Source organism: Thermomonas sp. (genome assembly GCF_023953935.1).
GTDB lineage: Bacteria > Pseudomonadota > Gammaproteobacteria > Xanthomonadales > Xanthomonadaceae > Thermomonas.
The window spans coordinates 23,694-49,691 of sequence record NZ_JAMLIW010000009.1; the positions used below are offsets into that span (position 1 = coordinate 23,694).

At 66.5% G+C, this 25,998-nt stretch carries 24 protein-coding genes and 1 pseudogene; 14 read left to right on the forward strand and 11 right to left on the reverse strand.

Annotation, left to right across the window (positions count from 1 at the left end; all coding sequences use genetic code 11):
- The first annotated feature begins 85 nt into the window (after positions 1–85).
- Together M9902_RS10305 and greB are read left to right on the forward strand one after the other, a co-directional pair.
- Positions 86–1,321, forward strand: a complete 1,236-nt coding sequence (locus tag M9902_RS10305) for a hypothetical protein (RefSeq protein WP_297173870.1) — start codon at positions 86–88, stop codon at positions 1,319–1,321.
- Positions 1,318–1,821, forward strand: coding sequence for a transcription elongation factor GreB (gene greB, locus M9902_RS10310; RefSeq protein ID WP_297173873.1), 504 nt, complete (start codon positions 1,318–1,320; stop codon positions 1,819–1,821). Before M9902_RS10305 ends, greB begins: the two co-directional genes overlap by 4 nt.
- Positions 1,822–1,880: 59 nt before the next feature.
- On the opposite strand, the gene rimO is transcribed toward greB, so the two are convergent.
- Positions 1,881–3,212, reverse strand: a complete 1,332-nt coding sequence (rimO, locus tag M9902_RS10315; protein ID WP_297173876.1) for a 30S ribosomal protein S12 methylthiotransferase RimO — start codon at positions 3,210–3,212, stop codon at positions 1,881–1,883.
- Between the two features lie 89 nt (positions 3,213–3,301).
- On the opposite strand from rimO, the gene M9902_RS10320 reads away from it, so the two are divergent.
- Both M9902_RS10320 and M9902_RS10325 read left to right on the forward strand, forming a co-directional pair.
- Positions 3,302–3,967 carry a dienelactone hydrolase family protein gene (locus M9902_RS10320; protein ID WP_297222798.1) on the forward strand — a complete coding sequence of 222 codons (666 nt, stop codon included), beginning with the start codon at positions 3,302–3,304 and terminating at the stop codon, positions 3,965–3,967.
- On the forward strand, positions 3,964–4,374 hold the full coding sequence (locus M9902_RS10325) for an HIT family protein (protein WP_297222800.1): 411 nt from the start codon (positions 3,964–3,966) through the stop codon (positions 4,372–4,374). Before M9902_RS10320 ends, M9902_RS10325 begins: the two co-directional genes overlap by 4 nt.
- Before the next feature lie 14 nt (positions 4,375–4,388).
- On the opposite strand, the pseudogene M9902_RS10330 reads toward M9902_RS10325, so the two are convergent.
- Positions 4,389–4,778, reverse strand: a pseudogene (locus tag M9902_RS10330) (PepSY-associated TM helix domain-containing protein); the annotation flags it as partial.
- Positions 4,779–4,926: 148 nt separating this feature from the next.
- On the opposite strand from M9902_RS10330, the gene M9902_RS10335 reads away from it, so the two are divergent.
- Complete coding sequence (locus tag M9902_RS10335) at positions 4,927–6,183, forward strand: TIGR03862 family flavoprotein (protein WP_297173884.1); 1,257 nt, start codon at positions 4,927–4,929, stop codon at positions 6,181–6,183.
- Positions 6,184–6,309: 126 nt separating this feature from the next.
- Here M9902_RS10335 and dcd read toward each other — a convergent pair whose 3' ends face one another.
- Both dcd and apbC read right to left on the reverse strand, forming a co-directional pair.
- Complete coding sequence (gene dcd / locus M9902_RS10340; protein ID WP_297173886.1) at positions 6,310–6,882, reverse strand: dCTP deaminase; 573 nt, start codon at positions 6,880–6,882, stop codon at positions 6,310–6,312.
- 293 nt (positions 6,883–7,175) lie between these two features.
- A complete protein-coding gene (gene apbC, locus M9902_RS10345; protein WP_297173977.1) occupies positions 7,176–8,030 on the reverse strand; it encodes an iron-sulfur cluster carrier protein ApbC in 855 nt (284 codons plus the stop codon).
- A 188-nt stretch (positions 8,031–8,218) separates the two neighbouring features.
- On the opposite strand from apbC, the gene M9902_RS10350 reads away from it, so the two are divergent.
- Positions 8,219–8,650: a DUF2147 domain-containing protein gene (locus M9902_RS10350; protein WP_297173889.1), complete on the forward strand. Its 432-nt coding sequence runs from the start codon at positions 8,219–8,221 to the stop codon at positions 8,648–8,650.
- A gap of 116 nt (positions 8,651–8,766) precedes the next feature.
- Here M9902_RS10350 and M9902_RS10355 read toward each other — a convergent pair whose 3' ends face one another.
- Positions 8,767–10,326, reverse strand: coding sequence for a DUF4034 domain-containing protein (locus M9902_RS10355; protein WP_297222803.1), 1,560 nt, complete (start codon positions 10,324–10,326; stop codon positions 8,767–8,769).
- Positions 10,327–10,553: 227 nt separating this feature from the next.
- Here M9902_RS10355 and M9902_RS10360 point away from each other — a divergent pair, with 227 nt between their 5' ends.
- The 3 genes from M9902_RS10360 (at position 10,554) to rnfB (ending at position 14,298) form a co-directional block, all read left to right on the forward strand.
- Entirely contained in the window at positions 10,554–10,988 is a 435-nt protein-coding gene (locus M9902_RS10360) for a DUF2147 domain-containing protein (RefSeq protein ID WP_297222805.1), read from the forward strand.
- Positions 10,989–11,076: 88 nt separating this feature from the next.
- Entirely contained in the window at positions 11,077–13,293 is a 2,217-nt protein-coding gene (metG, locus tag M9902_RS10365; RefSeq protein ID WP_297222807.1) for a methionine--tRNA ligase, read from the forward strand.
- Between the two features lie 507 nt (positions 13,294–13,800).
- Positions 13,801–14,298, forward strand: coding sequence for an Rnf electron transport complex subunit RnfB (rnfB, locus tag M9902_RS10370; RefSeq protein ID WP_297222809.1), 498 nt, complete (start codon positions 13,801–13,803; stop codon positions 14,296–14,298).
- Positions 14,299–14,302: 4 nt separating this feature from the next.
- Here the strand turns inward: rnfB and M9902_RS10375 are convergent, their stop codons facing one another.
- The 6 genes from M9902_RS10375 to M9902_RS10400 form a co-directional block, all read right to left on the reverse strand.
- Positions 14,303–15,262: a TraB/GumN family protein gene (locus M9902_RS10375; protein ID WP_297222811.1), complete on the reverse strand. Its 960-nt coding sequence runs from the start codon at positions 15,260–15,262 to the stop codon at positions 14,303–14,305.
- On the reverse strand, positions 15,259–16,224 hold the full coding sequence (locus tag M9902_RS10380) for a DUF1684 domain-containing protein (protein ID WP_297222813.1): 966 nt from the start codon (positions 16,222–16,224) through the stop codon (positions 15,259–15,261). Before M9902_RS10380 ends, M9902_RS10375 begins: the two co-directional genes overlap by 4 nt.
- Entirely contained in the window at positions 16,203–18,002 is a 1,800-nt protein-coding gene (gene mutL / locus M9902_RS10385) for a DNA mismatch repair endonuclease MutL (protein ID WP_297222815.1), read from the reverse strand. The genes M9902_RS10380 and mutL overlap by 22 nt, the downstream gene beginning before the upstream one ends.
- Positions 18,003–18,131: 129 nt before the next feature.
- A complete protein-coding gene (locus tag M9902_RS10390) occupies positions 18,132–19,553 on the reverse strand; it encodes an N-acetylmuramoyl-L-alanine amidase (RefSeq protein WP_297222817.1) in 1,422 nt (473 codons plus the stop codon).
- Positions 19,554–19,643: 90 nt separating this feature from the next.
- A complete protein-coding gene (gene tsaE / locus M9902_RS10395; protein WP_297222819.1) occupies positions 19,644–20,123 on the reverse strand; it encodes a tRNA (adenosine(37)-N6)-threonylcarbamoyltransferase complex ATPase subunit type 1 TsaE in 480 nt (159 codons plus the stop codon).
- 4 nt (positions 20,124–20,127) lie between these two features.
- The gene (locus M9902_RS10400) at positions 20,128–21,609 is read right to left on the reverse strand and encodes an NAD(P)H-hydrate dehydratase (RefSeq protein WP_297222821.1); all 1,482 of its coding nucleotides are present in this window, start codon (positions 21,607–21,609) and stop codon (positions 20,128–20,130) included.
- 153 nt (positions 21,610–21,762) lie between these two features.
- On the opposite strand from M9902_RS10400, the gene M9902_RS10405 reads away from it, so the two are divergent.
- The 5 genes from M9902_RS10405 to M9902_RS10425 all read left to right on the forward strand — a co-directional run bounded on the left by M9902_RS10405 (position 21,763) and on the right by M9902_RS10425 (position 25,955).
- The gene (locus tag M9902_RS10405; RefSeq protein WP_297173922.1) at positions 21,763–21,984 is read left to right on the forward strand and encodes an AbrB/MazE/SpoVT family DNA-binding domain-containing protein; all 222 of its coding nucleotides are present in this window, start codon (positions 21,763–21,765) and stop codon (positions 21,982–21,984) included.
- A gap of 7 nt (positions 21,985–21,991) precedes the next feature.
- Positions 21,992–22,420, forward strand: coding sequence for a type II toxin-antitoxin system death-on-curing family toxin (locus tag M9902_RS10410; protein ID WP_297173925.1), 429 nt, complete (start codon positions 21,992–21,994; stop codon positions 22,418–22,420).
- A 25-nt stretch (positions 22,421–22,445) separates the two neighbouring features.
- Complete coding sequence (gene parC, locus M9902_RS10415) at positions 22,446–24,692, forward strand: DNA topoisomerase IV subunit A (protein WP_297222822.1); 2,247 nt, start codon at positions 22,446–22,448, stop codon at positions 24,690–24,692.
- A gap of 123 nt (positions 24,693–24,815) precedes the next feature.
- Positions 24,816–25,244, forward strand: coding sequence for a DUF3592 domain-containing protein (locus tag M9902_RS10420; RefSeq protein WP_297222824.1), 429 nt, complete (start codon positions 24,816–24,818; stop codon positions 25,242–25,244).
- Positions 25,245–25,289: 45 nt separating this feature from the next.
- Complete coding sequence (locus tag M9902_RS10425; protein ID WP_297173935.1) at positions 25,290–25,955, forward strand: thiopurine S-methyltransferase; 666 nt, start codon at positions 25,290–25,292, stop codon at positions 25,953–25,955.
- Positions 25,956–25,998: the final 43 nt, after the last annotated feature.

The following is a 25,998-nucleotide window of genomic DNA, read 5'->3' on the forward strand; positions in this document are numbered from 1 at the left end:
CGGCGTCCACGCGGCCTGCGGCCAGGATCACCGAATCGGCTCGCCCGCCATGCCACGCGCGCCGCTTTCGATGCATTCGCCGCCGGTGCCTTTCTGGCAACGCTCCGGCGCGATCGCCAAGTATCCACTGCACCCCGCCGCACTGGCGACGCTGCTGCTGTTGACCATTCTGGGCATGCTGGGATGGCTGCCGAATTCCGGCTGGATCTTCTCCATCATCATCTACTTCGCTGGCTACAAATACGCTTTCGAGATCCTGCTGCGCACGGCCAACGGCGATCTCCAACCGCCCGAGGTATCGATCGAAGCGCAAAACGGTTCGGTCTGGCGCCTGCTGGGCGTCCTGCTGGCGCTGGCGCTTGCCGTCAAGCTGACTTTCGTTGCCGGCTACGTTGCCGTCGGCGTGCTGATGCTGGTGCTGTTCACCTGTATCCAGCCCGCGCTGTTGGCGCTGCTGGCCACCGGTGACGGGCTGCTCACCGCCCTCAATCCGGCCAACGCCCTGCGCATGGTCGGCCGCATCGGTGTGGTTTATTTCGTCGTCGCGGCTGCGCTGCTGCTGATCCAGATCGCCGTGCTGCTGGCCAGCCGTTCGCTGGCGGCCACCCTGCCCGGCTTCCTGGCATCGCTGGTGATCGACGCGGTGTTCTTCTGGGGCCTGTTCGTCAGCTTCCACCTGCTGGGACTGGCGATGTACCAGTACCACGATGCGTTGGGCTACACGCCGTCCCGGCACGCGGACGCGCTGCCCACTCCGCACGACCGCGATCAGGCGCTGCTGGATCGAGTGGAAGTCCGCATCGAAGAGGATGACCTGCCCGGCGCGATTGCCTTGCTGCGCGACGAACTGGGCGAACGCCCGGTCGCACCGGTCGTGCATGAACGCTATCGGCAACTGCTGCGCGAGGCCGGCGAGGCCGAGGCATTGGACGCGCACGCCGGCCGCTATATCGCGATGCTGGCGCAGAACGGGCAGGACCGATTGGCCTTGGGAGCGCTGCGGGATGCGCTGGACACCAATCCGCAGTTTTCCCGCCTCGATCCCGAGCATGGCACGGGCCTGGTACGCCGCGCGCTTGAACTCGGCCAGTTCCGGCTGGTGGTCGATGCCTTGCGCGCCCTCCTGCGCGCCGACCCGCGCCATCCGCAGGCTCCGAAGTGGGCCCTGCACGCCGCGCAGCTGTTGCAAGTCCGCTTCGGTGACACCACCGAGGCCCGCGCCGTGCTGCAGGCCACCCGCGAGACCTGCCGGAACGAAGCCGGCATCGTCGACCTCGATGCCGCGCTTCGGACGCTGCCCTCCGATGGTTCAAGCACGTGAGCCGCTGGCGGCCACCCGGCGAAACAAGCACGGCGCTGATCACCCGCGCCGGTCATGACCGACTGAAGGCCGAACTGGACGAGCTTTGGCGCCGACGCCGGCCCGAGGTGGTGAAGGCGCTGGCGGCGGCCGCCGCCGAAGGCGATCGATCCGAAAATGCCGAATACACCTACCGCAAGAAACAGCTGGGCGAGATCGACCGCCGCGTGCGCTATCTCGGCAAGCGGCTGGAAGTATTGAAAGTGGTGGACACCGCACCGTCCGATCCGCAAGCGGTGTACTTCGGCGCCGATGTCGAATTGGAAAATGCCGAGACCGGCGAATGCGTGCGTTACCGCATCGTCGGCCCGGACGAAACCGATGCGAAGCGGGGTTGGATCAGCATCGATGCACCCTTGGCGCGGGCGATGCTGAAAAAACGCATCGATGACGAGTTCGAAACGACGCTACCGAGCGGCAAGGCCAGCTTCGTGATCGTGGCAGTGCACTACCACGACTGACCGTCTCCCGTCTCCCGTCTCCCGTCTCCCGTCTCCCGTCTCCCGTCTCCCGTCTCCCGTCAGTCGTTGTACTCGACCTCGCCGTACAGGTCGTGCTCATCGCTGCCCATGATCCGCACCTGCACGAACTCGCCGGGGCGCAAACCGGCGTCGCGGCCGTCCTGGATCTGCACCAGCCCGTCGATCTCCGGCGCATCCGCCATCGAACGCGCAATCGCCAGCTCGCCGTCGATCGCATCCACCAGACAGGTCTGCACGCTGCCGACCTTGGCTTCCAGCTTGGCTGCTGAAATCTCCGCCTGCCGCTCCATGAAGCGTGCAAGCCGCTCTTGCTTCACCTCTTCAGGAACCGGATCAGGCAAGTCATTGGCTTTGGCGCCCGTCACCGGCGAATAGGCGAACGCGCCGACGCGATCGAGCTGGGCCTCGTCGAGGAAATCCAGCAGCTGCTCGAACTCGTCCTCGGTCTCGCCGGGGAAGCCGACGATGAAGGTGGAACGAATCGTCAGCTCAGGGCAGATGGCGCGCCAGCGGTGGATGCGCTCCAGAGTCTTGTCCACCGCACCCGGGCGCTTCATCAATTTCAGGATACGCGGGCTGGCGTGCTGGAACGGGATATCGAGGTAAGGAAGAATCTTCCCGTCCGCCATCAGCGGAATCACGTCATCGACGTGCGGATACGGATAGACGTAATGCAGCCGTGTCCATACGCCCAGTTCCGACAAACCTTCACACAGCGCTTTCATCCGGGTTTCGTACATCCCGGTGCGCCACAGCTTGGGCGCGTACTTCACGTCCACGCCATAGGCGCTGGTGTCCTGTGAGACCACCAGCAATTCCTTGACCCCGCCGCGCACCAGCTTCTCGGCTTCGCGCAGCACCTCATCCACCGGGCGCGACACCAGATCGCCGCGCATCGACGGGATGATGCAGAACGTGCAGCGGTGGTTGCAGCCTTCGGAAATCTTCAGATAGGCGTAGTGCTTCGGGGTCAGCTTCAGGCCGTAGTCGGGCAGCAGGTCGACGAACGGATCGTGCCGCGGCGGCAGCGCCTTGTGCACCGCGTCCATCACGCTCTGGTAGTCCTGCGGGCCGCTGATCGACAGCACATCCGGGTGCGCCTCGCGGATCAACTCGGCGCGCTTGCCGAGGCAGCCGGTAACGATGACCTTGCCGTTTTCCGCCAGCGCCTCGCCGATGGTGTCCAGTGATTCGGCCACCGCCGAGTCGATGAAACCGCAGGTGTTGACTACCACCACGTCGGCATCGTCGTAGGTCTGCACCAGGTCGTAGCCTTCAACCTTGAGCTGGGTGAGGATACGCTCGGAATCGACCAGCGCCTTGGGGCAGCCCAGACTCACGAATCCGACCTTGGGTTGCTGCAGGGACATGGCGCCGCATCCGGAAAAGGTGCGAAATTATAAGGCGCGGGGCCGGCAACGCTGCCACGCCCGCGACGACTCCACAGCGAGGTACCGCGATGGGCGACTGGCACACACTGTTCACTCCCTGCGGCGCCGTGCAGGCCTGGTTGGCCAAGCCCGAAGGCGAAGCGCGCGGTGCGGTGGTGGTGGCGCACGAAATCTACGGCCTGCTGCCGCATTACCAGCACCTGTGCGAGCGGTTGGCGCAGGTCGGCTTCATCGCCTTGGCTCCGGCTTATTTCGACCTGATCGAACCCGGCCTGGTCTTGGGCACCGATCGGGTTGGTTCCAACCGCGGCCGCGCCACGGTGGACCGGCTCGGGCTGGACTGCGCTGTGGACGTCACTGAAACCGCGGCCGAATTTCTGGCGGATCTCGGGCACAAGGTCGGCGTGGTCGGTTTCAGCTGGGGCGGCACCGTGGCCCTGCTGGCCAACACCCGGCTCGGCCTGCCCGCCGTCAGCTATTACGCCACCCGCAACCTGCCTTTTCTCAACGAACCCGCCGGTGCACCGCTGATGTTCCACTTCGGCGCACTCGATGTGGCCATTCCGCCCGAAGCGATCGAACAGCACCGACAAAAACAACCGCAGGCGCAGGTGTTCGTGTATCCCGGCGCCGATCACGCCTTCAATCGCGATCCCGATCCCCCCTGGCAACCCGAGGCGGCGGCGCTGGCCTGGCAGCGCAGCCTCGAATTTTTCACGGAGCACCTGTCATGAATACATGGCTACTCGATCTTCGGCTTGCCGACGACACGGTTCCCGTCGCCGACCTGCCACTGTGCGAAGTGCGCTTGATGGACGATGCCAACCATCCCTGGCTGGTGCTGGTGCCGAAAGTGATCGACGCGGTTGAGATCATCGACCTGACGCCCGCGCAGCGCACCCTGCTGGGTGCGGAAATCGCGATCGCCTCGCGCGCACTGAGGGCGCTGTTCAAACCGGACAAACTCAACGTCGCCGCACTCGGCAACCTGGTGCCGCAGCTGCACGTCCACGTCATCGCCCGCTTCCATGACGACATCGCCTGGCCGCGTCCGGTCTGGGGCGTCGCGGACGCGCGCCCGTACGAACCCGAGGCGCTGGTCGAGCGGGTCAACGCGCTGGCGCGCCAAATCCAGAGCTGATCCGCGCCGGTCGATCAAGCCAGCGCCAGGCCCACCACTGCCAGAAACGCCAGCGTCGACAACCCCATCACGCTGACGACCAACTGCCGTGCGTTCCGGCCGCGCGCCCACATCCAGATGCCAGACAGGCCGAGCAGGAGCATGCCCACCGCGAAACTGTCGGCCAGCAGTGTCCAGAACGCGCCACCGCCCACGGCCTTGTGCAGGCGGTTGAAAGCAGCAAGCGGTGAATGTTCGCGGCGTTTGAGGGTCGCCTGCGCGCTGCCCACCGCATATTCGACCGACCAGGAATTGCCGGCCGTTCCGCCGCTGAAGGTCCACTTCATCGGGCCCTCGCCGCCGCGATCGCCTTTGCGGATGAGCTGCGCGTCCAATTGCTGCGTTTCGCGCAGCCAGGTGGAAAGTTCCTCTGGCGTCGTCCGGGCCTGAAATAGTCTTCAACACGGCACCAGCCAACGACCTGCCGCAACCCGGATCGAACAGGATCTGCTCGACATCGGCGCCGGGATCAAGCGCTGACATCCCCGCAGCCATTCGCGGCATCATGTACCGATGCCAGTGGCGCCCAGACACTCCATCCTTGCCGTGATCGGTGGCGGCCCGGCCGGCCTGATGGCGGCGGAAACCGCGCGTGCGGCCGGGATTGACGTTCACCTGTTCGAAGCCAAGGGCTCGGTCGGACGCAAGTTCCTGATCGCCGGCAAGGGTGGGCTCAATCTCACCCATTCCGAGCCGCGGCCCGGCTTCGATGCGCGCTATCGGGAGCGAGCGCGCGAGGTTGGCGCATGGCTGGATGATTTCGATGCCGACGCATTGCGGCAATGGGCGCGCGGGTTTGGCATCGAATCTTATATTGGCAGTTCCGGGCGCGTGTTCCCGAACGATCGCAAGGCGGCGCCGCTGTTGCGCGGCTGGGTGCGGCGGCTGAAGGAATCCGGCGTGCAGATGCATGTCCAGCACCGCTGGCAAGGCTGGACGAATGATGGCGCGCTGTCTTTCGACACGCCCGATGGCCCGATGCCATTCAAGGCCGATGCGGTGGTGCTGGCGCTGGGTGGCGGCAGTTGGCCGCAGTTGGGTTCCGATGGCGCATGGATGCCGCTGCTGGCCGCACGCGGCATCGACCTCGCCCCGCTGGCGCCATCCAACTGCGGTTTCGATATCGGTTGGAGCCTGTACCTTGCCGAGAAATTCGCAGGTGCGCCGCTGAAGCCGGTGCTGGCGCATTGGCACGATTTCGAAGGTGTTGCGCACACCCTGCAAGGCGAATGCGTGTTGACCGAACACGGCATCGAGGGCAGTTTGATCTACGCGATCAGCGCCGACCTGCGCGAGGTGCTGGCACGCGATGGCCTTGCAACATTGCACCTGGATCTTGTCCCGGGCCGCGCGCTTGAACGGCTCTCCCGTGACCTCGCCAAACCGCGCAACGGCCGCAGCCTCGGCGAACACCTGCGCCGGCAGGCCGGGATCGAGGGCGCGAAGGCGGCGCTGTTGTTCGAAGTGCTGGACAAGGCCGCCTTGCAGGACATGCCACGCGTCGCCGCCACGATCAAGCACTTGCCATTGACCCTGCGCAGCGCCAGGCCCATCGCCGAAGCCATCTCGACCGCCGGTGGCGTGCGGCTGGACGCATTGGATGCACGCTTGATGCTGCGCGCCCTGCCCGGCGTGTTCTGTGCCGGCGAAATGCTGGATTGGGAAGCGCCCACCGGCGGCTACCTGCTGACCGCCTGCTTCGCCAGCGGACTGCGTGCCGGGCGTGGCGCGGCCGATTGGCTTGTCTGCAATCACGGCCGCATCGATTGATTGCTCCGCGCAGCGCCAACCGCCGCCAGGGTCCGGCCAGCGTCCCGAGCACCGAATCCATCAGCCGCACGAGACGCTGCCCACGACATGGCTCCAGCCCGCGCCGCCATGGGAACAGAAGCCCGGTCAGGTCTTCGGCAGCGTGACCCCGGTCTGGCCCTGGTATTTGCCGCCGCGATCCTTGTACGAGGTCGCGCAGACATCATCGGCATCGGCCTGGAAGAACAGCATCTGCGCCACGCCTTCACCGGCGTAGATGCGCGCCGGCAGCGGGGTGGTATTGGAAAACTCCAGGGTCACGTGGCCTTCCCACTCCGGTTCCAGCGGGGTGACGTTGACGATGATCCCGCAGCGCGCATAGGTGCTCTTGCCCAGGCACACCACCAGGGTGTCGCGCGGGATACGGAAGTATTCGACCGTGCGCGCCAGCGCGAACGAGTTGGGCGGGATGATGCATTCATCGCCGACCACGTCGACGAAACTCTTCGGATCGAAATGCTTGGGATCGACGATGGTGGAATTGATGTTGGTGAACACCTTGAACTCGCGCGCGCAGCGCACGTCATAGCCGTAGCTGGAGGTGCCGTAGCTGACGATGCGCTGGCCGTCGGCCTGCTTCACCTGCCCGGCTTCATACGGCTCGATCATGCCGTGCTGCTCGGCCATACGGCGGATCCAGCGGTCGCTCTTGATGCTCATGAGCCATTTCCAATGGGACAAGCCGCAATTGTAGCCGCCAAGCCACACGCGCCGACCGACATCGCCAAGGCCAGCTAGCGCCAACCGGCGTCGCCACGATGCGTGGACGGCCACAACGTCCTGATGGATGGACACGCAAAGCCGTGTGGATGGACCGCGTGGGGACAATCGGCGCCAAGGATGGCGCCGATTAGCCTACAGGGACGTACTTGCGGCGTGTCCCCACGCGGTCCATCCACACGGCGATCAAGCAGCCTTGCTGGCTCGCAGCTGGCGCTGCTCGAAAGCCCCGCTCACTTCAACAGCGAGGCCATGATTCCGGTGCGGACCTTGGGGCGCGCCTTGAGGCGTTCCAGCAGCGCTTTGGCGGTGGCACGGTAGGCTTGGGCCGCAGCCGACTGCGGCTCGGCGACGACAATCGGCGTGCCGGCATCGCCATGTTCGCGGATGCCGACTTCCAGCGGAAGCGAGCCCAGCACCGGCACGCCATATTGGCCCGACATCCACTCGGCGCCGCCCTTGCCGAAGATATGTTCGACATGGCCGCAGTTGGAACACACATGCGCGGCCATGTTCTCGACCAGCCCGAGCACGGAGATTTCGACCTTCTCGAACATCTTCAGCGCCTTGCGCGCATCCATCGTCGCCACCTCCTGCGGGGTGGTGACGACCACCGCTCCGGCAACCGGAATGCGCTGGGCCATGGTCAGCTGGATGTCGCCGGTGCCCGGCGGCAGATCGACCACGAGGATGTCCAGATCGCCCCAGCGGGTGTCACGCAGCAGCTGGGTCAGGGCCTGCGTCACCATCGGCCCGCGCCAGATCATCGGAGTGTCATCGCCGACCAGAAACCCGATCGACATGGCCTCGATCCCGTAGGCGCGCATCGGTTCGATGGTCTTGTTGTCAGGGCTGTCGGGACGCCCGGACAGGCCCAGCATGGTCGGTACGCTGGGGCCGTAGATGTCGGCATCGAGCACGCCGATCTTCAGACCTTCCGCCGCCAGCGCCAGCGCCAGGTTCACCGCGATCGTGGATTTGCCCACCCCGCCCTTGCCGGAGCCGATCGCGATGACGTTGTGGGCATTGGGCAGCGGCTTGAGCTCACCCTGGACGGCATGGGAAGGCAGGCGCGACATGGCGGAGATGAAAATCCATTCGGGCCTGCCAGTTTAGCGCCAGCACCTGTGGCATCCGGCGACATGGGTCAAGCCGCAATCAATTCGACCTCTTGCTGAACAGTGATCCCGGACATCTTCCATACGGTTCCGAATGGGGTATAAAGCGGGAGTCGGGGCGCGCCGCGTCCCGCACCATCCGTGGAGGGAGAAGGCAAATGCGCAACTTGATCTTGGCAGCGGTGCTCACTTCGTTTGCGTTCGGCGCAAGCGCCCAGAACCATGCTTCGCCGATCGGCCATTGGCGGACGCTGGATGATGAATCCGGCAAGCCGATGACGGTCACGGAAATCTACGAGGCCCAGAACGGCACGCTGGCGGCGCGGATCACGGAGAACCTCGGCCTGCCGGCCACCTGCACCGGCTGCAGCGGCAAGTACAAGGACAAGCCCTTCGTCGGCATCGTCACGCTGTGGAACCTCAAATCCACCGGCAACGGCACCTGGGGCAACGGCAACGGCTACAAGCCTTCCGATGACCGCAACTTCAAGGTCAAGTCGGTGCGGCTGGTCGAAGGCGGCCGCAAGCTCGAGGTCAAGGGCTGCGTGGCCTTCTTCTGCAAGACCGCCACCTGGGTGCGCGTCGACTGATCCGGGCAGTGACGCGGGCGGCGGATGACCGCCCGCGTCTGCCGGCTCTCCACGGCGCTGGTGCGCAGCAGAACGTGCGGACAACAAGCCGCTGCGGATCGCCGCGACCGGGCGTGTCAATGCCGAGGCGCGGCCCGCGCTCGGTTCACCGTGTCACGCAATCCAGGATTTTCCGCCATCCATGCGTCAAGCTTGCGCTTGAATTCCGCCTGCTTCGGGTCTTCCGGATTCATCCTGTCCAGGAACTCCTTGATCCACTCGGCCCGAATCCTCCCGCCTTCGTGCAGCCCGCTGACGATGCGGTACATGAGCGCGCGGCCGCTGTCGGGGAATTCCCGGAGCATCCGGTCGAGGTCGGGCTTCACCTTCGCCGCCGCCTGCGGCCTCGACAGCCCGGCCCGGAACAGCCACATCGAAATCAGGGCGTCCAGCCCATCCTCCACGTAATCCGGATCCCGGATCGCAATCCGGAGATGCCGATCCGCCACCTCGATCCGGCCGAGGTTGAAATTGGCGCCCGCGAAATAGAAATTGGCGGCGGAATCATCCGGCTTCCACGCCAGCACGCGCTGCGCGTAGCGCCAGGCCAAGGCAGGCTCCTCACGCAGCAGCATCCGCGAAATGTTCACGTCTTCCCAGCGACCGCCATCCTTGAAACGCGATCCCTGCAGCAGGTACGCCAGGGCCTTCCACGGATCCCGGCTGTCGTCATGGGCATTGAGCAGCGCATTGGCGGCATCCGACAACGCATCTTCCCGGGAGCCCTTGCGCACGGCGATCTCCAGCAGCTCCACCGCTTCCCGACCAAAATCGTCCTCGCGCATGAGCGCGAGCCCGCGTTCGGCATACGGCTGGCCGACGTAAATCGCCAGTTGCGGGCGCTCCGCCACATACCGTTGTACCTCGGCTGCCAGCGTCAGCATGGCTTCCAAGGAACCTCCCCACTGCGGCCGCAGCGCGTCCATGCGCCGCATGAACAGCGTCTGGCACGCGGGGTCCTGCCGGCCCGCCGCCGTCACGGCTGCCTGAGCATCCGCAACGCTGCTGTCGTACATCGCGGCCAGGACCAGTTCCGCATATGCCGGCATCAGCCTGGGCTGCAGGCGGGTCGCCGCCTCCAGCTCGGGCACAGCCTGTGCCAGCAGCCGCTCCATCTCGCGGATCCTGTTGGCAGGGGTGTTCTGGATGAAGGCGGAACCGCGCGCGTCCGCGCCTGCGGCCAGCAAATACATTCCGCGCGCCAGATGCGCATGGGGGCTGTTCGGCCGCTGCTGCAGCCAGGCCAGCGTGCGCGCATCGGTCTGCGGACTTGTCCGCTTGAACCCGTCGAATGCGTAATCGATCTCCTCGCTGAAATCGGAGGTCGAAAAATGCCGCTGCAGGAGCGCATCGAGGCGCCGCTCCACGTCATCATACTGCCCGGCATCCAGCAGTGCGTTCAGCGCATCGGCCGACAGAAACGTCTGCGTGTGCGACTTGCAGTGCGCCTCGGCATGGCCCGCCGGCCACTGATTGCCGGGAAGATCCGGGTAGGCGAGACAACGCTGCAGCGCATCATCGATAGCCTCGGCCCTGCGCGCCGCCAGCAGGTACTCGCGCCAGGGCGCGGGGGCGTCCCGGAACAGTTCCGATTCGGGACGGCTCAAGAGAATCGGTGGCGGGTCGTCCGCCGCCACCGCCATCGCGGGAACCCACAGGGCCAACCCGAGCACCAGCCAACAACCGCGCAGCATCCTTCGCACCAGCACTCATCTCACGGCCCTGCCATGGTGACATCGTCGCGCCGTCAGCGCCAGGCTGCAACCGCGCTCGACTCCAGCCCGATTTCACGGCATGCTTCGAAGTGGCGCATGAACCAACGCGGGGGTCTGCGGTGCACTGGATTTCGGGACTGTGGTCGAGGTTGCTGCAGTCGTTGTTGCTCGCTGCTCTCGTGTTGCCTGCAACTGCGCTCGCGCAAGCCCAGAATTCCCCCATCGGTCGCTGGAAGACGATTGATGATGCCACCGGCAAGCCCAAGTCGCTGGTCGAAATTTACCAGGCCAACGACGGCACGCTGGCGGGCCGGGTGGTCGAGATTCTCGATCTGAAGAACGGCCCGAATCCGCTGTGCACTGAATGTGACGGCCCCAACCAGGACAAGCCGATCCGCGGCATGGTCATCCTGTGGGGCCTGCAGCCGGACGGCCAGCTGCGCTGGGCACGCGGTCGCGTGCTCGATCCGGAAAACGGCAAGGACTACAAGGCCAAGCTGGAGTTGCAGGGCGGCGGGCAGCGATTGGCCATGTCCGGCTGCATCTATTTCCTGTGCCGGCAGCAGATCTGGATTCGGGAATAGCCTCAACTCCGGTCGAACGGACACGCATCACGCGTCGCCGCCTTGGCGCATGCGACAATCGGCGCTTTCGCCCGAACCAGCACCGCCCATGTCCCGCTCCGCACTCGTCACCAACGCCCTGCCCTATGCCAACGGCCCCCTGCATCTGGGCCATCTGGTCGGCTACATCCAGGCCGATATCTGGGTGCGGGCGCGGCGGATGCGCGGCGCTACGGTGCACTACGTCTGCGCCGACGACACCCACGGCACGCCGATCATGCTGGCAGCGGAAAAGGCCGGCACCACGCCGGAGGCCTTCATCGCCGCCATCCAGCAAGGGCACGAACGCGACTTCGCCGCCTTCGGCGTGGCCTTCGACCACTACGACTCCACCAACTCGCCCACCAATCGCACCCTCACCGAGCAGATCTTCGCGCGCCTCGATGCCGGCGGCCACATCGCGCGCCGTAGCGTGGCCCAGCTGTACGACCCGGTCAAAGGCATGTTCCTGCCAGACCGCTACGTCAAGGGCACCTGCCCGAACTGCGGCGCGCCCGACCAGTACGGCGACAACTGCGAAGTTTGCGGCGCGGCCTATGCGCCGACCGAGCTGAAGGATCCGCGTTCGGCGGTTTCCGGCGCGACGCCCGAATTGCGCGACTCGGAACACTACTTTTTCGAAGTCGGCCGTTTCGACGCCTTCCTGCGCACGTGGCTGGCGGGTGACAGCGCCATCCCCGGCGTCAAGGCCAAGCTCAAGGAGTGGCTGGACGCCGAGGGCGGTTTGCGCGCCTGGGACATCTCCCGCGACGCACCGTATTTCGGTTTCGAGATTCCGGGCGCGCCAGGCAAGTATTTCTACGTGTGGCTGGATGCGCCGATCGGCTACCTGTCGGCCTTCCGCAACCTGTGCGACCGGCAGGGGCTCGACTACGACGCCTTCCTGAAGCCCGACAGCGCCGCCGAGCTGCACCACTTCATCGGCAAGGACATCGTCAATTTCCACGGCCTGTTCTGGCCGGCAGTCCTTCAGGGCAGCGGCCATCGCCCGCCCACGCGCCTGCACGTCAACGGCTACCTGACCGTGGACGGCGCCAAGATGAGCAAGTCGCGCGGCACCTTCATCATGGCCCGCACCTATCTCGACAGCGGCCTCGATCCGGAAGCGCTGCGCTACTACTTCGCCGCCAAGTCCTCCGGCGGCGTGGATGACCTCGATCTGAACCTGGCCGATTTCGTGGCCCGGGTGAACAGCGATCTGGTCGGCAAGTTCGTCAACATCGCCAGCCGCTGCGCCGGTTTCATCGAAAAGCGCTTCGCCGGCCAACTGGCGGCGGCGCTGCCCGACGCCGCGCAGTACGCGCGCTTCGTGGCGGCGCTGGCCGAGGTGAGGACCGCCTATGAGGGCAACGATCCTGCCACCGCGATTCGCCAGATCATGGCGTTGGCAGACGAGGCCAACCGCTACATCGACGAACACAAGCCGTGGGTGATCGCCAGGCAAGATGGCATGGAGACGCAACTGCAGGCGGTGTGCAGCCAGGGCTTGAACCTGTTCCGCGTGCTCGCCGCCGGGCTGGCCCCGATCCTGCCGCGCACCAGCGCCCAGGCTGCCGAGTTCCTCGCCGCGCCGGTCACCCACTGGAGCGATCTCGATGCGCCACTGCTCGGACACGCCATCAATCCCTACCATCCACTGTTCACCCGCATCGACCAGAAGCAGATCGAGGCCATGGTGGAAGCCAGCAAGGACACCCTGCAGGCGGATGGCTCTCAGAGTGGCGCAAAGCAATCCTCGACCGTTCATGGTTCGACAAGCTCACCACGAACGGGCGAGAGTGCCTCCACGGGCGGAAGCACCGGCGCCACACGCTCAACCGTTCGTGGTGAGCCTGTCGAACCACGGACGGCCGCGACAGGCCTCACGCATGCTTCGTCGAACTCCACCCCGACCGACAGCCGAAAGGCAGTCCAATCTCCAATTCCGAGTCCCGACCTCGTCACCATCGACGATTTCGCCAAGCTCGACCTGCGCATCGGTCGGGTGCTTGAATGCGACTTCGTCGAAGGCAGCGACAAGCTGTTGCGCTTCCTGCTCGACGCCGGCGAACTCGGCCAGCGGCAGATCTTCTCGGGCATCCGCGCCAGCTACGGCGAACCGGAAAAACTGGTCGGCCGCAGCGTGGTGTTCATCGCCAACCTCGCCCCGCGCAAGATGCGCTTCGGCGTGAGCGAAGGCATGATCCTGTCGGCCGGCTTCGACGCCATCGCGCTGGCACTGCTCGACGCCGACCCCGCCGCCACACCGGGCATGCCTGTACGCTGACGGCAGGCGTTCCCGCGCAGCACATCCTCCCGTCGCCCCCGCGCAGGCGGGGACCCAAGCATCATCGAACCTTACCTGAGCTTCATCGGACCGTCGTCCCCGCGCAGGCGGGGATCCATGGACGTTGCTCTTTTACGCATGGCACACAAACGTCCATGGATGCCCGCCTGCGCGGGCATGACGCTTCGAACTGGGTGGCGCCCAGAGCGCACAGTACCCACGAAACCGAACCACATCCACAGTCGTCAACTCGCTGCGCTGCGGCGCCTGCTGTAGCGAAGTCAAGGAGGAGCTGCCGCCCTTCGGGCGGCAGCGGGGGACATGAGCGAAAGCGGGCGCCGCAGCGCAGCGGGCGTGCAACGATCTCGCCGGAATTGGCAACGCCAACCCCAGACCTGCCACCCGAAGGACGGTAGCAGAGAACGTGAGCGAACGCAGCGCAGCGGGCGCTGCGCCCCACAAAAGCACACACACAACGCGCCCGCATTTTTGCGCTACCGTGAACCCATGCAAAAGCCGCCAGCCCCCGGCGCCGCCCGACAACCACCCGACGAAGACGAGCGGCACGCGCTGACCGAACGCCTCGACCGCCTCCTGCCGCAGACCCAGTGCGGGCAATGCGGCTATGCCGGCTGCCGCCCGTATGCCGAGGCCATGGCGCGCGGCGAAGCCGGGCCGAATCGCTGCCCGCCCGGCGGCGACGCCGGCGCCCACGCACTGGCCAAAACGCTGGGCATGCCCGCCCGGCCCTACGACCGCAACCGCGGCGAATACAAACCGCATCAAGTCGCCTTCATCATCGAAGACGAATGCATTGGCTGCACCAAATGCATCCAAGCCTGCCCGGTCGATGCCATCGTCGGCGGACCCAAGCACATGCACACCGTGCTCGACGACCTGTGCACCGGCTGCGAACTGTGCGTGCCGGCCTGCCCGGTGGACTGCATCGTGATGGAACCGGTCGCAGCCGCTGCGCCAGCCGCAGGCGCGGATCCGAAGATCTGAAACCTCAGTGCGCCGCCTCGGTCACCGCGCAGCCGTCACAGACCCGCTCGACCTTGTAGCCCTTCGCCCGCAGCTGCTCGACCAGACCGTCGGGGCCAAGCAGATGCAAGGCACCGACCACCACCAGCGTGTTGTCCTTGTGCTCGTCGATCAGGCGTCGTTCCACCTGCGGCAGCCAGATGCGGTTGCGCTGCACCACCACCAGCCGGTAGGTGTCCGGTGACTTGTCCACCATTTCCGTCTGCATCAATCGCTCCAGCGCGACGGCATCGCCCGCGCGCCAATCGTCGTGCATCACCCGGATCCGGTTCACCACCTTCTGTGGATCATCCAGAAATTCATCCAGATCGCGCACCTGCTCCGGATACGGGATCGCATCCAGCGCCGCGAACCCGTCCGCTGCGGTTTCCAGCCCGCGCGCGGGTTTGCCCGCCTCGGTGGCGCGTTCGGCCAGCCAGCGATCCACGCCCAGGTCCTGGCGGAACCCGAGCGCCTGCATCAAGCCGATCGAGAGCATGGTGCTGACCGCCCACGGCTCGTATCGCTCCACCGCCTGCAGCGAATTGCCGCCGGCCGCCAGCAGGGTGCCGAGGCGTTCGGAGGTTTCCTTCGGGATCACCGAACTGAGCGTCACCTTGTCATCGTCGTAGCCCATGTAGCGCTGCGCCATCGCCGCCGTTTCCGGTGAGGTCAGCGCCGCCGGATCGACTTCGAACAGCAGCGAACCGGCATCTTCAAACGCGCGATCCACATCCGCCGACAGCGGCAGGTCGGCCGGCTTGAGCATGTGGAACGAGCCCAGCAGGTATACCGAATTGTCGGCATCCGACACTCTCCACAGCAGCGGATGGCGCACCTCGACGGGCTTCACGGGCACTGCCGACTTGGCGGCCTGCTGCGCCAGTGACGGCCCTTGCGGCACCAGCAGCGCGCACAGCAGCAGCGCAAGCATGCGTGGCTTCATTCGGCGTTTCCTTGCGTTGGAGCGGGTTTGACATAGGCCTTCTCGCCGGCTTCAACGCGCAGGTCCAGTCGATTCTCCGGTGGCGGCAGCGGGCAGGTCGCGAACAGGGTGAACGCGCAGGGCGGGTTGTAGGCTCGGTTGAAGTCGATCACGAGGTTGCCCTGCGCATCCGGCATTGGCGCATCGATGAAGCGCCCGGCGCCGTAGCTGCCGTGGCCGCTGGTGCGATCGGCAAAGACCAGGAACAGCGTTCCCTCGCCTTCATCAAGCGCTTCGATCCGGTAGGTCTTGCCGTCGCGAGTGAATTCGACGACCCCGGGGTTGGCAATCCGGTCGGTGCTGCCGATGATGTTGCCGATCTCCCGCGTGGTGTCCTTGGGATGGGCGATGAATCGCGCCTTCACCTGCCAGGCGCGCCCGCCCGGCCAATAGGTCAATCCGGTGAAATGGCGGCGGGTCGCGGCATCGGCATGCTTGACCCGCAGCCACAGCCGTTCGCCGCGTTCGATCACGGTCACCAGCCCACGGCCTTCGTCAAACCCGATCACGCTCGCGCCATTCGGATCGGCATCGCTGCGCAGCTCGCCGCCCTTGCTGGGCTGGCCGTCCAGGGTGAGCTCGGCGTCGGCGCGAAAACCGACTTTGCCCTTGCGCAGGGTGAACAGGCCCAGGTGCGCCGGCCCCATCAACAGGCGAATGCCATTGTCCGCACCGCTGCCCACCCGGTGCACGCCGTCATCGAGCAAGTGCAATCCGATCAAGCTGGTCCAGCCGTCGGGTTTGGTCAGTTCGGCCAGGCGCTGCGCGCGCCAGGTGCGCTGCGCCGTCTGATAGGTGGCCTCGGCCCGCGCCCGCGCTGCCAGCTCCGACGCGCTCGGGTCTGAGTGGTGGTTGCAGCCGGCCAGCAGCACGCACCCCGTCGCGAGGAGTGCCGCCTTCATCAACGTCCGCGCAGGAACCATTTGTCGATCTCCGCGAGCGAAAAACGCGTCCACGTGGGACGGCCATGATTGCATTGCCCGGAGCGCTCGGTGGCTTCCATCTCGCGCAGCAGGGCATTCATTTCCGGAAGGCTGAGCCGGCGATGCGCGCGCACCGCGCCATGGCAGGCCATCGTCGCCAGCAATTCATCGCGGGTTTCGGCGATTCGACGCGTGCTGCCGTGTTCACGCAGGTCGCCGAGCACGTCGCGCAGCAAGGCTTCCACGTCGCCATGCGCGAGCAGGGCCGGCACGCTGCGCAGCAACAGTGACTGCGGGCCGCTGCGCTGCACGTCGAAGCCGAGCTGGGCAAGGGTCGCTGCCTCGCGTTCGGCCAGGTCGGCCTCGCGCTCGGACACGGCCATGCCCGCCGGCACCAGCAGTGGCTGAGTGCGCAGGCCACTGCCGTCGTACGCCGCCTTCAATTTCTCGTAGCCGATGCGCTCGTGCGCGGCGTGCATGTCGACCACGATCAGCCCATCGGCGTTCTCCGCGAGTATGTAGATGCCGTGCAATTGCGCGATGGCGAAGCCCAGCGGCGGCAGGCCGTCCGGCGTTGCATCGGCAAGCGCGGGTGGCGGCGGTTCTGCGGCCAGCGTGTCACCGCGCGAGGCGTACAGCGCCGCGTATGCGGCAGGCGCATCCGCCACGCGCAGGCCGATGGCCTGCTGCTGTGGCAGCGAAGGCGACCAGCGCGGCGCGTCCGATGGCAGTGCGGCCTGCGCAGGCAGCGGCGTCGCCACGTTGCCGGCGCGCGTTTCCGCCAGCGCCGCATGCAGGCTGCGATACACGAAATCATGCACCAGCCGCGATTCGCGGAACCGCACTTCGTGCTTGGCCGGATGCACGTTGACATCGACCCCGCGCGGATCGAGCTCGAGGAACAGCACGAAGGCCGGATGGCGGCCGTGGAACAGCACGTCGCTGTAGGCCTGACGCACGGCGTGGGCGACGTTGCGGTCGCGCACGCTGCGGCCGTTGACGTACAGGTATTGCTGGTCGGCACTGGCGCGGTTGTAGGCGGGCTGGGCGATCCAGCCGTGCAGGCGCAGGCCGGCGCCGGCATGGTCGATGCGCAGCGCATTGCGCGCGAACTCCTCGCCCAGCGCCTCGTGCAGCCGCAGCTCGGAGCGCATCGCATCATCACCGAGGCCGCCATCGCCCTTCCAGCGCCGGGTCGGCTTGCCGTTGTGGCTGACCCGCAGCTCCACGTCCGGCCGCGCCAATGCCAGCGTGCGCAGCCATTCCTCGATGTGGGAAAGCTCGGTGCGCTCGGCGCGCAGGAACTTTCGCCGCGCCGGCACGTTGAAGAACAGGTCGCGCACTTCCACGGTGGTGCCGGGCGGATGCGGATGCGGCGTCACCGCGCCGGCCTTGCCGCCATCGATGCGCAGCTCCGCGCCATGTTCGCCGTCGTGCCGGCGCGACGCGAGACGGAAGCGGCTGACCGAGGCCACCGATGGCAGCGCCTCGCCGCGGAAACCCAGCGTGGCCACCGCTTCGAGATCATCGATGGACGCAATCTTGCTGGTGGCATGGCGGCTGACCGCCAGCGGCAATTCCTCGGCCGCGATGCCGCCGCCGTCGTCACGGATGCGGATCAGGCGCACGCCGCCTTCTTCAAGGTCGATGTCGATGCGGGTCGCGCCGGCGTCCAGAGCATTTTCGACCAGTTCCTTGACCACCGAAGCAGGGCGTTCGACGACTTCGCCGGCGGCGATCTGGTTGATCAGGGTGTCGGGAAGCGCACGGATGCTCACCCGGCGATTCTACGGCGTACCGAGCCCGCGCGGTCCCGGCTCCGCCACGACCGATCAGGTCGGCATTGCCTGCCGTCCAGGAATGGCCGGCCACGGATCATTCACGCAAGTGATTGATCCGTGTGAGCCCTAAGGACTTCCACCGCCGCGGGTCGGCGTTTCAGCGCGGGCCGACTGCGCCGCCTGCGCGCGCGCCGCATACAGCGTGCCCGGTGGCGGCTGGCGGGTGAAATAGGCATCGATACCCGTCAGGATCGCGCGCGCCAAGGTTCGCTGGAACGCCGGATCCGCAAGCTGCTGTTCTTCGTCGGGATTGGAAATGAAGGCGGTCTCCACCAGCATCGCCGGCATCTTGTCGGAGGTGCGCAGGACGGCGAAATTGGCGCGCTCGATATCGGGTTTGTGGTTGTTGCCCACCTGCTTGAGACCGTCGAGGACGTGGCTTGCGGCGTCCTCGGAGGCTTTCAGGTTGCCGCTTTGGGTCAAATCGAGCAGGACCGAAGTCAGGGTGTCTCCGGCGGTGCGCACGCGGGCACCGCCGATGATGTCGGCGGCATTTTCGCTGTCGGCCAGCCAGCGCGCGCGCTGTGAGGACGCGCCGCGGGTCGAGAGGATATAGACCGAAGAGCCGCGGGCGCTGCGGTTTTCGGCCGCGTCGGCATGCACCGAGATGAAGATGTCGGCCTGATGTTGGGAGGCCCGGCGCGCGCGCAGGTTGAGCGGAATGAACACATCGGAATCACGGGTCAGGAAGGCCCGCAGCCCGGGGGTGGCGTTGACCTGGCGCGCCAGCTCGCGCGCGATCGCCAGCGTGACGTCCTTTTCCCGGGTCCCGTGCAGACCATGCGCGCCCGGGTCCTGGCCGCCGTGGCCGGCATCGATGGCGACCACCAGCGGTCGCATGCCCGCGCGCGGCAGCAGCGGCGGCCGCGGGTCGGAGAGATCGGGCGGGGCATCGGCCACCGGCGCGGACACCGCAGGTGCAGGCACGGCGTCAGGCGGAGCGACGACCGGCGCCGGCGCTGGTGCGGAAGCTGTCACCGGCGCAGACGATGACGCAGCCGCTGCGGAGGCCGGCATCGCTGCCGGCGCAGGCGCTGGCACCGGTGGCGCGGGACTGCGGGTGTCCGCCACCCGCGGCGGCGCGCCATCGCCAGGCCATTCCAACACCAGCCGGAACCCGGATGCTCCGGCATCCTGCCTGACCGGGATCGCCACCACCGCCCGACTCAAATCGAACACGATCCGCACGGTGCCCGGCACTGGCTGACCGCTGCGCACGCCGGTCACTACACCGGCACCGGCAGGCAGCGTCAACCCACGCGCCAGGCGCCCGTCGGGAAAGTCCACGACCAGCCGCTCGGGGTTGGACAACCGAATCAGCTTGTACGGGCCGCTGCTGTCCAGCAGCACCTCGGCGCGGGTGCCGGTCGCCCCGGCATCAACACGCAATTCCTTGATTTCTGAAGCATTTACCGTGGAGAACGGCAACGCGAGCCACAGCAAAGCGGCTGCAACGACCCACCCATGGCGGCTCCCCGTGGTACGCATGGCCCGAGTAAACCACCGCATTCGCCGTTTCGCAAGTCTTTTTCCTTGTTAATCCGTAGCCTGCGTGAATTTTCTCGACATGCAGACAACTCATTCACGCAAGTCGGGGGAATTGATCCCGGCACCCAGACCCTCCAGCCAGCGCTGGCCGCAGTCTGTCTGCGGCCGCAGCTGGCAGCGCCTGCCCTCACCTTCGACCGCCAGTTCAACGTCCAAATCCGCCGGCGGCAGGGCGCCCTGACCGCGTTCCGGCCATTCCACCAGCCACAGCCGCGCCTCCTGCGGATCGAGACCGAGGAATTCGAGCTCACCGGGATGGCCAATCCGGTACAGGTCCAGATGCAGGGCCAATTCGCCGGAGGCCAGCGCGTAGGGTTCGACCAGGGTGTAGGTCGGGCTGCGGATCGCGCCGGTGACACCCAGCGCCTGCAGCAGCGCCCGCGCCAGCGTCGATTTCCCGGCACCCAGATCGCCGTGCAGGTAGACCACGGCGCGTGCGGGCAAGCCGCGGGCAAGGCGGACACCCAGCGCTTCAGTGGCTTCGGCGCTGTCGAGGAAGCATTGAGTCATCCGCCTATCGTCGCACCGGATTGGCCAATCGGCGCAACCAGGGCAGCAAATCGGTGGGCAGCAGGCCGCGCTCGCCGTCGTCGAGGGCGGCTGCATCACCGGCCGCGGCGTGCAGCAAGGCGCCGGCGGTGGCGGCATCGCGCACGGAAAATCCTTGCGCCACCAGCGCCGCGACGCAGCCGGTCAACAGATCGCCCATGCCGCCAACGCCCATGCCGGGATTGCCGGCGCAGATCACGGCCGGCAGCACATCCGCGGCCTGCACGATGCTGCCGGCACCCTTCAGCACCACGGCGCAGCCAAATCGCTCGCGCAGGGCTGCCGCCGCGGCGAAGCGATCACGCTGGATCTCGGCCACATGGCATCCCAGCAGGCGCGCGGCTTCGCCCGGATGCGGGGTCAGGATGCTGCCCGGCGGCAAGGGAATCGCGTGGTCCGCCAACAGGTTCAGTGCATCGGCATCCACCACGCAGGGCTTGCCCGCCGCGAGTGCCGCGGCCAGCACCGCACGCCCCCACTCGCCCTGCCCAAGTCCGGGTCCGATGGCGATGACGCTGGCGCGATCGAGCAGGCCGGCCAGGTCGGCGCTGTCTTCGGCCGCATGCGTCATCGCTTCCGGGCAGCGGGCCAGCAAGGCCGACACGTGCGCGGCGCGGGTGGCCACGCTGACCAGGCCGGCACCGCAGCGCAAGGCCGCCTGCGCCGCCAGCAGGATCGCACCCCCGCTGCCGTGATCGCCACCGACGCACAAGACATGCCCATTGCGGCCCTTGTGGCCATCGCGTGGGCGCAGCGGGAAAAACGCCGCCAGCGCATCCGCACGAAACGCGGTGGCCGATGGCGCGATGCCATCAAATACACCCGCTGGCAAATCCAGCGCCGCCAGCTCCAGGCCACCGCAATGATCGAGCGCAGCGCCCGTGCGCAAGCCGCGGTGGCAGGCGAGGAACTGCAAGCTGCGATCGGCCTGCACCGCCACGCCGGGCGCGCTGCCACGGACGGCATCAATCCCACTGGGCACATCCAGCGCCAGCACCGGCGCCGGGTGTTCATTGATCGCAGCGATCGCCACGCGCATCTGCGCTTCCGGCGCACGCGACAATCCGATCCCGAACAGGGCATCCACCAGCAGGTCCGCCGCGTCGATGTCGTGTTCGAATGTGGCCACCTCGCCGCCGGCCGCTTGATACTCGGCGCAGGCCCGTTGCGCCAATGCACTGGCGGGCAGCGCCGCCTGCACCACGGTGACGCTGCGCCCCGCTTCCCGCGCATGTCGTGCCAGCACGTAGCCATCGCCACCGTTGTTGCCCGGGCCGCACACCACCACGATTCGCATCGCCCGCGGCCAGTGCTTCAGCACGCAGCGCCAGCCTGCCTGCCCGGCCCGCGCCATCAGCGCGAAGGCATCGCCATCGAAGTGTGCGGTGCCGCGCGCTTCCAAGGCGCGGAGCGCGGAGGGATCGAACAATGGAAATGGACTGTGCATCGCGATCACTCCATGCCCGCCAGATGGCCGCCAGCGAGGATTGTGCACCGCACTTGCCTGAGGACGCGGCGTGCGGGCGCATGAAGCAGACCGTCATGGACACGCGTGATTCAATGTTGTAATATTCGTTATAACTTGCTGAAGAGGCTGGCCATGAAACTGAAAATCACCGCCATCGGCAATTCCGCTGGCGTCATCCTGCCCAAGGAGCTGCTGGCGCGCCTGCATCTGGAAAAGGGCGATGAACTGTTCGCGTTGGAAACGCCGGACGGGGTGCGCCTGACCGCTTACGACCCGGTACTGGCCGCGCAGATGGAAGTGGCCGAGCAGGTCATGCGGGATCGTCGCACCCTGCTCAACAAGCTTGCGCAATAGGTGCGGAATGATCATCTGGATCAGCCGCGAACTCGCGCTGGCCATCCACGACCGCCAACTGGCCGAACATGGCGGTGGCAGTGGCGTGCGCGACGCCGGCCTGCTGGACTCGGCGTTGGCGCGCCCGCAGCAGTGGTATGCCTACGGCGATCCTCCGCCTGACCTGGCGGATCTGGCCGCCGCTCTGGCATTCGGGCTGGCGCGCAACCACCCGTTCGTGGACGGCAACAAGCGGACCGCTGCGGTGGCCTGCGAAGTATTCCTGGTGCTCAACGATGCCAGCCTTGACGCCACCGACGTGGAACTGTATCCGGTGTATTTGGGCTTGGCCGAAGGCCACCTCGACGAAGCTGCCTTCGCCGACTGGCTGCGCCCGCACCTGCGCAGCCGCCACACCAGCACCGTGCAGGAACCTCGCGCTGGCAAGCGGCGCTGAAGCGCATTGCCCGTAAAATGCGGGGATGACCGACGATCTCTTCCGCGCCACCTTCCACGGCTTCGAACAAATCCCGCTGCGCGAGTACGCCGAGCGCGCCTACCTCGATTATTCGATGTACGTGGTGCTCGACCGCGCCCTGCCTTTCATCGGTGACGGCCTCAAGCCGGTGCAGCGCCGGATCATCTACGCGATGAGCGAACTGGGCCTGGCCGCCACCGCCAAGCCCAAGAAATCCGCGCGCACCGTCGGAGACGTGATCGGCAAGTACCACCCGCACGGCGATTCGGCCTGCTACGAAGCGATGGTGCTGATGGCGCAGCCATTCTCCTACCGCTATCCGCTGATCGACGGCCAGGGCAATTTCGGCAGCAGCGACGACCCCAAATCGTTCGCGGCGATGCGCTACACCGAATCCAAGCTGGCGCCGATCGCCGACGTGCTGCTGGGCGAATTGACCCAAGGCACCGTGGACTGGACGGCGAATTTCGATGGCACCCTGGAAGAACCCGCGTGGATGCCGGCACGGCTGCCGCACCTGCTTCTGAACGGCACCACCGGCATTGCCGTCGGCATGGCGACCGACGTGCCGCCGCACAACCTCAATGAAATCGTCAGCGCCTGCGTGCGCCTGCTCGACGACCCCGACGCGAGCGTGCGCGACCTGTGCGAGCACGTGCGCGGCCCGGATTACCCGACCGGCGCCGAAATCATCACACCTGCCGCCGACCTGCAGGCACTGTACGAAACCGGGCTGGGCAACCTGCGCACGCGCGCCGTGTACGTGCGCGAGAACGGCAACATCGTGATCACCGAACTGCCGCACCAGGCCTCGCCGGGCAAGGTGATCGAACAGATCGCCAACCAGATGCGGGCGAAGAAGCTGCCGTGGCTGGAAGACCTGCGCGACGAATCCGACCACGCCAACCCGACCCGCATCGTGCTGGTGCCGCGCAGCAACCGGGTCGACGTCGAGCAACTGATGGGGCATCTGTTCGCCACCACCGATCTGGAAAAAAGCTTCCGGGTCAACATGAACGTGATCGGTCTGGACGGCCGTCCGCAGGTGAAGAACCTGCGCCAGCTGCTGTCCGAATGGCTGGGCTTTCGTCAGACCACCGTCACGCGCCGCCTCCAGCATCGTCTGGAAAAAGTCGAACGCCGGCTGCACCTGCTGGAAGGCCTGCTGATTGTCTTCCTCAACCTCGACGAGGTGATCCGCATCATCCGCAGCGAGGACGAGCCCAAGCCGGCACTGATCGCGCGGTTCCAGCTGAGCGAAGAGCAGGCCGACTACATCCTCGACACCAAGCTCAAGCAATTGGCGCGGCTGGAGGAAATGAAGCTGCGTGGCGAACAGGACGAACTCGACCTTGAGCGCGACCGCCTGATTGCCACGCTGGGCAGCAAGGCCAAGTTGAAGAAGCTGATCAAGGATGAACTGCTGGCCGATGCGAAGAAATACGGCGATGCCCGCCGCAGCCCGCTGGTGGCGCGCCAAGCCGCACAGGCGCTGGATGAAACCGAACTGGTCGCCAGCGAGCCGATGACCGTGGTGCTCAGCGTCAAGGGCTGGGTGCGCGCCGCCAAGGGCCACGACATCGACGCCACCGCCGTGTCCTACCGCGAAGGCGACGGGCTGCTGGCGGCCGTGCGCACCCGCAGCAACCAGCAGGTGGCCTTCATCGATTCCACCGGACGCAGCTACTCCACGACCGTTCACACCCTGCCTTCGGCGCGCGGCAACGGCGAGCCGCTGACCGGGCGCTTCGCACCGCCAGCGGGCGCGGCGTTCGAAGCCATCGCCAGCGGCGAGGCCGACACCCGGCTGGTGATCGCCTCCAGCCACGGTTACGGCTTCGTCACCCGCTTCGACAACCTGACCGGCCGCAACAAGGCCGGCAAGGCGCTGCTGTCGCTGTCCGACGGCGGCCACGCGCTGCAACCGGCGACGGTGGCCGATGCGGCCTCCGACCGCATCGTGGCCGTCACCAGCGCCGGCCACATCCTCGCCTTCGCGCTGGCTGACCTGCCCGAACTGGACAAGGGCAAGGGCAACAAGATCATCGAGATCCCGAAGGCCAAGCGCGGCACTGAAAAGGTCGTGGCGGTGGCGGCGGTGCCCGAGGGCGGCAAGCTGCTGGTGCGCTCGGGCGCGCGCACGATGACGCTGGCCTTCCGCGATCTGGAACCCTATCTGGGCAGCCGTGGCAGCCGCGGCGGGCTGCTGCCGCGCGGCTGGCAGAAGGTGGATGGACTCAGCGTCGAGTGACTCCGGCGGCTGTCCCGCCTGCGTCCTTCAGGTCCTTCGTCCCGCATGCGGGACGAAAGATTGACCGCGCAATGGCCGGGATGCAGTAGGCTCGACCCTTCACCCCCGCATCAGCATCATGCAATGGGCAGTAAAATCACCCGCCGGAGTCTCTTTCTTTTGCTCTTCCTCCTGGCGAGCCCGGTGTACTTCGGAATCCCGGCCTATTTCGTATGGCACGACGCTATGTTCATCCGTTCCGGGCAATCCGCCCAAGGCGTGGTGGTGGGCTACGAGGCACAAGACATCCTGCGCGGCGGGCAACGGTACTGCGCCATCATCGAATTCACGCACCAAGAAGCCACGGTCCGGTTTACCGATGACTGGTGCCATCGAAGCCAAACCGATTTTCGTCAAGGGACGCGCGTGCCGGTGCTGTTCAACCCCGACGATCCATCCGATGCGCAGATCGATGATTCCAAACCGCTGTTTCGGAGCAGTCTCATCGTCGGCATCCTCACGGTCCCCTGGCTGCTGGTGGGCATCTTCGGCCTGATCACCCTCAAGCGCTGAACCAGCCCCGCTGCCCGGCAGAGGCATTCACACCCAAGGACTGCCATGCACCCCGAATTCTGGCAACAACGCTGGGCCGCCGGCCAGATCGGCTTTCACCAAAGCGAACCCACCGCACTGCTGCAAAAGCATTGGCCGGCATTGGGCATCCCCGCGCAGGCGAAGGTGCTGGTGCCGCTGGCCGGCAAGTCGCTGGACATGCTGTGGCTGGCGGCGCAGGGCCATCAGGTGTTGGGCGTGGAACTCACCCAGCGGGCGGTGGACCAGTTCTTCGCCGAGCACGCGCTCAGCCCGCAGGTCCATAGCAGCCGCTACGGCCGCCACCACGTCGCCGGCAACATCGAATTGATTTGTGGCGACGTGTTCGCGCTCGACGCCGCGCTCTTGGCTGATTGTTCCGCCGTGTTCGACCGCGCCGCAATCATTGCCCTGCCGCCCGATCTGCGGGCGCGCTATGCGGCTACGCCCTACGGCCTGCTGCCCGCGGGCTGCCAAGGACTGATGATTACGCTGGAATACGCGCAGGCGGAGCGTGACGGCCCACCGTTTTCGGTCCAGGAAGAGGAAGTCCGCAGGCTCTTGCAGCCGCGCTGGGAGGTCGAATTGCAGGAGCGGCGTCCAATCCCCCGCGATCACCCCGGCCACGTTGCCGGCACCTCGCTGCTCGATACGGTGGTGTATGGCCTGCGGGCGCGTCTTCCCGAAGATTGATTCGGATCAATTCGCGTTCGTGATCGTGCGCCTAAGCTGCCGT

Excerpts from the sequence above, each read along its gene's own strand:
- M9902_RS10335 (WP_297173884.1), top strand. The coding sequence starts at position 4,927 with ATGCCAGTGGCGCCCAGACACTCCATCCTTGCCGTGATCGGTGGCGGC.
- rimO (WP_297173876.1), bottom strand. The coding sequence starts at position 3,212 with ATGTCCCTGCAGCAACCCAAGGTCGGATTCGTGAGTCTGGGCTGCCCC.
- M9902_RS10375 (WP_297222811.1), bottom strand. The coding sequence starts at position 15,262 with ATGAAGCCACGCATGCTTGCGCTGCTGCTGTGCGCGCTGCTGGTGCCG.
- M9902_RS10320 (WP_297222798.1), top strand. The coding sequence starts at position 3,302 with ATGGGCGACTGGCACACACTGTTCACTCCCTGCGGCGCCGTGCAGGCC.
- tsaE (WP_297222819.1), bottom strand. The coding sequence starts at position 20,123 with ATGACTCAATGCTTCCTCGACAGCGCCGAAGCCACTGAAGCGCTGGGT.
- rnfB (WP_297222809.1), top strand. The coding sequence starts at position 13,801 with ATGCAAAAGCCGCCAGCCCCCGGCGCCGCCCGACAACCACCCGACGAA.
- dcd (WP_297173886.1), bottom strand. The coding sequence starts at position 6,882 with ATGAGCATCAAGAGCGACCGCTGGATCCGCCGTATGGCCGAGCAGCAC.
- M9902_RS10420 (WP_297222824.1), top strand. The coding sequence starts at position 24,816 with ATGGGCAGTAAAATCACCCGCCGGAGTCTCTTTCTTTTGCTCTTCCTC.
- M9902_RS10380 (WP_297222813.1), bottom strand. The coding sequence starts at position 16,224 with ATGGTTCCTGCGCGGACGTTGATGAAGGCGGCACTCCTCGCGACGGGG.
- M9902_RS10425 (WP_297173935.1), top strand. The coding sequence starts at position 25,290 with ATGCACCCCGAATTCTGGCAACAACGCTGGGCCGCCGGCCAGATCGGC.
- M9902_RS10405 (WP_297173922.1), top strand. The coding sequence starts at position 21,763 with ATGAAACTGAAAATCACCGCCATCGGCAATTCCGCTGGCGTCATCCTG.
- metG (WP_297222807.1), top strand. The coding sequence starts at position 11,077 with ATGTCCCGCTCCGCACTCGTCACCAACGCCCTGCCCTATGCCAACGGC.
- M9902_RS10325 (WP_297222800.1), top strand. The coding sequence starts at position 3,964 with ATGAATACATGGCTACTCGATCTTCGGCTTGCCGACGACACGGTTCCC.
- M9902_RS10390 (WP_297222817.1), bottom strand. The coding sequence starts at position 19,553 with ATGCGTACCACGGGGAGCCGCCATGGGTGGGTCGTTGCAGCCGCTTTG.
- parC (WP_297222822.1), top strand. The coding sequence starts at position 22,446 with ATGACCGACGATCTCTTCCGCGCCACCTTCCACGGCTTCGAACAAATC.
- M9902_RS10400 (WP_297222821.1), bottom strand. The coding sequence starts at position 21,609 with ATGCACAGTCCATTTCCATTGTTCGATCCCTCCGCGCTCCGCGCCTTG.
- M9902_RS10410 (WP_297173925.1), top strand. The coding sequence starts at position 21,992 with ATGATCATCTGGATCAGCCGCGAACTCGCGCTGGCCATCCACGACCGC.
- M9902_RS10350 (WP_297173889.1), top strand. The coding sequence starts at position 8,219 with ATGCGCAACTTGATCTTGGCAGCGGTGCTCACTTCGTTTGCGTTCGGC.